Annotated in this window: 6 protein-coding genes, 1 tRNA gene and 1 pseudogene; 4 read left to right on the top strand and 4 right to left on the bottom strand. The window is 63.4% G+C overall.

What is annotated here, in order from left to right:
- Positions 1 to 281, bottom strand: a pseudogene (locus L598_RS14890) (flagellar motor protein MotB); the annotation flags it as partial.
- Positions 282 to 494: 213 nt separating this feature from the next.
- Between L598_RS14890 and L598_RS14885 the strand changes: the two are divergent.
- The 3 genes from L598_RS14885 to L598_RS14875 all read left to right on the top strand — a co-directional run bounded on the left by L598_RS14885 (position 495) and on the right by L598_RS14875 (position 1,828).
- Positions 495 to 941, top strand: coding sequence for a YcgN family cysteine cluster protein (locus L598_RS14885; protein WP_144863745.1), 447 nt, complete (start codon positions 495 to 497; stop codon positions 939 to 941).
- Between the two features lie 16 nt (positions 942 to 957).
- Positions 958 to 1,368, top strand: a complete 411-nt coding sequence (locus L598_RS14880) for a ketosteroid isomerase-related protein (protein ID WP_144863742.1) — start codon at positions 958 to 960, stop codon at positions 1,366 to 1,368.
- A 115-nt stretch (positions 1,369 to 1,483) separates the two neighbouring features.
- Positions 1,484 to 1,828, top strand: coding sequence for a hypothetical protein (locus tag L598_RS14875; protein ID WP_144863740.1), 345 nt, complete (start codon positions 1,484 to 1,486; stop codon positions 1,826 to 1,828).
- Between the two features lie 78 nt (positions 1,829 to 1,906).
- On the opposite strand, the gene L598_RS14870 is transcribed toward L598_RS14875, so the two are convergent.
- Positions 1,907 to 2,629 (bottom strand): SIMPL domain-containing protein, encoded by a 723-nt coding sequence (locus tag L598_RS14870; protein WP_144863738.1) that lies wholly within the window; start codon positions 2,627 to 2,629, stop codon positions 1,907 to 1,909.
- A gap of 194 nt (positions 2,630 to 2,823) precedes the next feature.
- Here L598_RS14870 and L598_RS14865 point away from each other — a divergent pair.
- Positions 2,824 to 2,899 (top strand) — tRNA-Ile (locus tag L598_RS14865).
- Positions 2,900 to 2,938: 39 nt separating this feature from the next.
- Here L598_RS14865 and L598_RS14860 read toward each other — a convergent pair.
- Both L598_RS14860 and L598_RS14855 read right to left on the bottom strand, forming a co-directional pair.
- The gene (locus tag L598_RS14860; protein ID WP_144863736.1) at positions 2,939 to 4,339 is read right to left on the bottom strand and encodes an HlyD family type I secretion periplasmic adaptor subunit; all 1,401 of its coding nucleotides are present in this window, start codon (positions 4,337 to 4,339) and stop codon (positions 2,939 to 2,941) included.
- On the bottom strand, positions 4,336 to 6,477 hold the full coding sequence (locus tag L598_RS14855) for a peptidase domain-containing ABC transporter (protein WP_144863734.1): 2,142 nt from the start codon (positions 6,475 to 6,477) through the stop codon (positions 4,336 to 4,338). The genes L598_RS14860 and L598_RS14855 overlap by 4 nt, the downstream gene beginning before the upstream one ends.
- Positions 6,478 to 6,499: the final 22 nt, after the last annotated feature.

The raw sequence follows: 6,499 nt of genomic DNA, 5'->3' as shown, positions 1-6,499 counted from the left end.
GGCGCAGCTTCCTGTTGCGGCTCGGGCTGTGGCTCCGCAGGGGCCTCCTGCTCTGCCGGAGGCTGCTGGGCCGCCGGCTCCTCGGTCGGTTGCTCCCCCTGCCCCGGCGGCAGGCGCTGTTCTTCCTCGGCGTTCTGCACCAGGATCAACGGCTTGTCCGGGATGGAATCTAAAACGCCGCCGGTCGGCAGCGGATTGGAAAGAGGACTTGCGCCCAGCGATGTGGCCGTCATCAACAGACCGATCGCCGTGCCGGCAAGGATCCGGTTTCGCTTGATCATCTAAGAGCTCCTCGTTGCGCTTGTCCCATCCCCGCCCTAACAGGAAAGCCTCGAACTTGGTTCCGGATGTGCCGCCGATGACCCTCGAAAACATCTGATCTGGGCTGTGGCGGGACCAAAACAGGGCGAAAAATGGCCGAAATTGGCGCCGAAACGAGATGTTGCGGCTAGCTGCGCTTGACGGCGCGGGGAGCGCGCGTCACATGCCGTGCGATGAACACCCCTTTCTGGAAAACCAAGTCGCTCGAGGAGATGAGCGCCGAGGAGTGGGAGTTACTCTGTGACGGCTGTGGCAAATGCTGCCTGGCGAAACTGGAGGACGAGGACACCGGTGAAATCCACTGGACGACCGTTGGTTGCCGCCTGTTCGATGCCGGGAAATGCCGCTGCAGCGACTACGACAACCGCCTGGAGCGGGTGGCGGACTGTGTTCGCCTTACACCCGAGAATGTGCGCAGCATACACTGGCTGCCCGCCACCTGCGCCTATCGCCTCATTGCCGAAGGCAAGGATCTGTATCCCTGGCACCATCTCGTCTCCGGCAGCCGCGAAACCGTGCACGAGGCGGGCATTTCCATGAGTGGCCGGGTAAAGGCACTTGAAAGCGAGCTCAGTGAGCCGGAGGATTACTTCGCCTATATGCTCGACAACGAGCCCTGAGAGGGAAAAGGGACCTATGGACAGGACAGCCGCAAGGGAATTGATCGAGCGCTTCCTCGCCGCCTTCAACCGGGGCGACCATGACGAGATGCTCTCCTGCCTGAGCGAGGATGTCGTCCACGACATCAACGAGAACGGCCGTGAGATCGGCAAGGACAAGTTCCGGTGGTTTCTCGCAACGAGACGGCGGCATTATCGCGAGGAAGTCTCCGACATTGTTGTAATGGTCGCAGAGGACGGCAACCGCGCCGCGGCCGAATTCACCCTGCGCGGCACCTATCTGGCCACTGCCGAAGGCCTGCCCGAAGCCAACGGCCAGAGCTACTCCCTTTCCGGCGGGGCCTTCTTCGAGATCGATGACGGGCTCATTTCCCGCACGAGCAGCTACTACAGTCTCGCCGGCTGGATTTCCCAGATCTCGGACTGACATCGAGCCTGAACGGCGAATGAACATCGAGTTCGCGCTGCATTCAGCCTGGCAATGCCATTGTCGCTCCCGTCGCTACGGCGAAAGCAATCGAAGGACGATGAGGAGCAACAGGATGTTCAGGAAGATCAAGATAGCAGCATTGTCGGCCTTTCTAGGCCTCGGCACCCTCGCCGCCATGCCCGCCTCCGCGCAGGCCGACGGCATCTATTTCAGCTTCGGCCAGGGCGGCCCGCATGTCGGCGTCTATCAGACTCCGAGCCGCTATTCGCATCGCCATTACCGCGCTGCCCATGCCTGCACGCCCGGCCAGGCTGTCTACAAGGCACAGCGCCACGGTGTTCGCAATGCGCGTGTCGTCCAGGCAAACCGCAATGTCATCAGGGTAGGCGGCCACAGATATCACCATCGCGTCAGCATGACTTTCGCTCGGGCGCCGCATTGCCCGATCATCCGGTAACGGAACGCCAAGATCCAGACAGCAAAAGGCGCCGGCAGGAAACTGCCGGCGTCTTCATTTTTGCATTGCCCGCTCGATCTATTGCTTCAGTTCAAGCGTGACATTGACCTGCACATGGTAGCTGTTTTCGCCCGCTTCGATCGGAACCGACGCAGGGGCGGCGGCCTCCATCCGCATCGCCTTTGCCTGGAAGGGCATCGGCGGCTGATTGATCGAGCGTTCGGAAATCTCGATCACGTCGCCAAGCTCGACACCTGCGGCCTCGGCGAGCGTGCGCGCCTTGTCCAGGGCTTCGGTGACCGCGCGCTTGCGCGCCTCTTTCAGTGTCGCCGAAGGATCGTCATTGGTAAAGGTGATGCCGCCGCCCTGATTTACGCCGAGCGTCACCGACTGGTCGATCACTTCCCCGAGTTTCGTCAGATCGCGCACGCGCAGCGAAAGCGTGTTGGTCACCTCATAGCCGGTGATGCGCGGCTCCTTCTCGCCGTTCTTCTCATCTGGATAGACATATTGCGGGCTGATCGAGAGGCCGGAGGTCTGGATGTCCCTGGCCTCGATCCCCGCTTCCTTCATGGCCTCGATGACGGAAGTCATCGCCTCGTTGTTGGCGTCCAGGGCCTCGCGTGCGGTCTTTGCCTGGCGAACGACGGCCAGCGTCAACAGCGCCATATCGGGGCTCACCGTTGCCTCGCCCTCGCCGCTGACGGTGATCTTGGGTATGGGCCGGGTCTCCTGGGCCTGGGCGGTCGAAACCAGAGCGAGCGGCGCCGCAATCATCAGCGGCATAAGAAAACGCTTCATCGCAATCTCCGATATTGAAACTGTTGCCTTCAACTATTCCCGCAATCAGCCATGCCTTTGCGGCATTGCGGCGAGGAAGCACCGCACGAGCAGCACCGCCTCCCACCTTTGCGGCTGATAGTTTGCGATTATGGGTTGATTGCGGCAACGCCGGCTTGTGCCCGCGCCAAAAAGAAACTAATTCAGCCCCCGTGGGGCCTGTAGCTCAATGGTTAGAGCCGGCGGCTCATAACCGCTTGGTTGGGGGTTCGAGTCCCTCCGGGCCCACCAGATTCCCTGAGACATTATCCTCGACTGCCAGCCGCAGTCTCACGGCTCGCGGATGCKCTGGTCCAGTCCGCGGATCAGCGGGTAGAGGAAATAGGAGATGACCTTGCGCCTGCCGGCCTTGATTTCGGCCGTGACGGCCATGCCGGGCAGCAGTCTCACCGGCTCTCCATCGTTTTCCAGTCCGATATCGGAAAGCTTTATGCGCGCCTTGAAATAAGGCAGCCCTCCGGATGCCGCCTCCTGCGGGTCGGGCGTGAAGGCGTCCCGGCTGATCGTCCGGACGGCGCCATCGACCGTGCCGAATTTCTGGAACGGGAAGGCATCGAACTTCATCCGCGCCGAGTCATCGGCCGCGATGCGTCCGATGTCGCGCGCATTGACGGAGACTTCCGCCTCCAGCGGCACATTCAGCGGCACGAGCGTCAGGATCGGCTCCGCCTCGCGCACGACGGAGCCGATGGAGCGCTGCGCCAGGTCGAGCACCACCGCATCGGCCGGCGCTGTTAGCGCTACCATGGTGCGGCGAAGCTCCATCTTCTTCAGTTCCTCGCCCACCGCGTCGCGCTGGCTGCGCAATTCGACGAGCTGTTCCATGGTCGCGCGGCGGAAGTCCTCGATGAAGGCCTGCCGGTCGGCCCTCAGTTTCGCCAGCGTGTGCTGTGCCTCCATCGTGGCGCCGTGCAGCTGGGCCAGATTTGCATCGACATCGAGCCGAGCGTCGCGCGACAGAAGCAGGTTGAGCAGCGATCCGACCTCGCGCTCGTGCAGGGTCTGGCGCGCCTGCTCGATCTCGCCGAGCGTGGCGCGCCTGTCGAGCAGGATCGTCTCGCGGTCCTTGCCGGCGGCGATGGCGGCTGCCTGCGCGGCGATCTGCTGATCGAAATTGTGCAACTGCGCCATGTAGAAGGCGCGCCGCTGGCCAAAGAGTTCCAATTGCAGGCGCTCGTCAGGCGTATCGCCCGCCACGAGCGAAAAATCCCGGCCGCCGAGTTCTGCCTCGATGCGGTCGACCTGCGCGTCAAGTGCTGCGAATTGCGTACGCCGCTGGTCCACATCGGCCTGGCTGAAAGTGGCATCGAGCGACGCCAGCCTCTGCCCTGCCTGAACGACATCGCCGACATTCACGTCGATCGACCTTATGATCGAGGTTTCCAAAGGCTGGACGACGATGGTCGGCTCGGTCGTCACCAGTTTTCCGGTCGCCGTCACAATCTGGTCGACAGAAGCCAGACTGGCCCAGGCGATCGCGGCGGCGATCAGTGCAGTGACGCCGTAAAGCGTCAGGCGCGCCACCTTTGGCGGCACCTTCTCCTCGAGCTCGACCGCGTCGGGCTGGAACTCGGCTATGACCGGCGGCAGCGGGCGCTGCAAGATGAGTTCCTGCCCCTGCTTCCTGACCGGGGCCGGAAGCTGCTCGCCTTTGCTGACGGGGGCATTCATGCGACTTCCCTCGTCTGCTGGTTCCACAGATGCCGGTAGGGGACGCAGCGCGAGACCAGTTGGTCATGCCGGCCGATATCGGCGATCCTGCCGCGTTCCACGACCAGGATGGCGTCGGCATCGACTAGCGTCGATAGCCGATGCGAAACGATGATGACGGTCCGGCCCCTGGCGATGCGGCTCAGATTGCGACGGATGATCGCCTCGCTGTCGGGATCGAGGGCGCTGGTGGCTTCGTCCAGGATGAGCAGCCGCGGATCGGTAAGCAGCGCCCGCGCGATCGCGAGCCGCTGCTTCTGGCCGCCGGAGAGATTGGCCGCATTCTCCTCCAGCATGGTGTCGAAACCGCGCGGCAACCGTTCGATGAATTCGTCGGCGCCCGCCATGCGGGCCGCCTCGGCGATCTCCTCAAGCGTCGAATCCGGCTTGGCCGCAGCGATATTGTCGCGCACCGAGCCGCGGAAGAGGAAATTGTCCTGCAGCACGACGCCGATGCTCTTGCGCAAATGCACGAGGTCGATCTCGCGCAGGTCGTAGCCGTCCATGCGCACAAGGCCCTGCTGGATCGGATAGAGGCCCTGGATCAGTCGCGTCACGGTCGTCTTGCCGGAACCACTCTTGCCCACCACGCCGAAGACCGTACCCGCCGGTACGGTGAACGAAATGTCGTCCAGCGCGGGTGGCCCGTCGGCGCCGTAGCGGAAGGAGACGTTCTCGAACTCGATCCGCCCCTTGATCTCGGGCCGCATGCCCCTGCCCCGCCCCGACTGTTCCGGGCGCTGGTTCATGATCTCGCCCAACATGCGGACGGAGAGCGCGACTTCCTGATATTCGTGGATCATGGTCACGATCTGCACCAGCGGCCCGGAGACCCGCCCCGCCAGCATGTTGAAGGCAACCAGCGCACCGACCGTCATGGCGCTTGAAAAGACGTCCAGCGCGCCGAGCCCGATGATCGCCACGCTCATCAGCTTTTCGAGAAGCCCGATCAGCGCCTGTGCGACGGTCGAGATCTTGTCGACGCGAAAACGCACGGAAATCGCCTGCGCGGAACTGTCGTCCCAGACACGCCGCTGGCGCGGCTCCAGCGCCAGGGATTTGACGGTACGCATGCCGTGCACAGTCTCCACCAGCAGCGCCTGCCGCTCGCCTTCAGCCTGGTAGAGCGCCTGCAACCGCCGCTGGAAAGGCCCGACAAGAAGCATCACCACAAGCCCGACAAGCCCCGTGAAGCCGAGCACGACGAAGGTGAGCTTGACGCTGTAAAGCACGAGAATCGGGATGAAGACGAGCAGCGATAACCCGTCGAGAAGGGTAAGGAACAGCCTGCCGGTCAGGAACTCGCGGATGCGGCCCGTCTGCTGCATATGCTTGACCAGCACGCCTGCCGAAGTCTGCTCGAAAAGTGCGATCGGCAGGTTGAGCAGGTGGCCGAATGTCCGCGTCGCCACCCGTATGTCGATCTTGTTGGTGGCGTAGAGCAGGAGGTAGCGCCTGAGAAAGGTGAAGGCGGCATCGAAGATCAGCGCCACGGCGATGCCGATGGTCAGCACGGTCAGCGTCGCATAACTCTGGTGGACGAGCACCTTGTCTATGACGAGTTGGAAGAAGATGGGCGTCGCAAGGCCGAGCCCGTAAAGCACGAAGGCGGCGATCGCCACGTCCCGGAACAGGCTGCGCTGGCGCACGATCTCGGGAACGAACCAGCGGAAGCCGAAGGGCTGCTCGGCGTCCATGGCCCGGTAGACGCGCTTGGCCAGCACGACGGAGCCGTTCCAGCGCCGCGTGAATTGCTCTTCCGACAGCAGGAAAAGCTCCGGACGCGACGCCAGGGGATCGAGAACCCTGATCAGCAGTTCGTCGCCCTGTCCGGCGCCGGCGACGATGACCCAATTGCCGTTCTCCAGTTCGGCAAGGACGGGATAGGCACTGCCGAGCCGAACCAGTTCCTGCCATGAGAGCTTGGCGGCGCGGGCGCGCAAGCCCGCATCCTTGGCCATGCGCAGGAGCTGGCGCATGGTAGGCGGTTTCTCTCCGACGGCATAGTCGTGCGTGAGCCGCTCCGGCGACAGGTCGATGCCGTGATGCCGCGCGACCAGCGCCAGGCATTGCAGGCCGGTATGCTGAACAGCGGTCATCGCAGGAGCCCCCGGACCGGCG

This window comes from Mesorhizobium sp. J18, from assembly GCF_007829525.1.
Taxonomy (GTDB): domain Bacteria; phylum Pseudomonadota; class Alphaproteobacteria; order Rhizobiales; family Rhizobiaceae; genus VLJP01.
The sequence above is the reverse complement of the archived record's forward strand: the minus strand, read 5'-3'. Positions and strand labels throughout refer to the sequence as shown.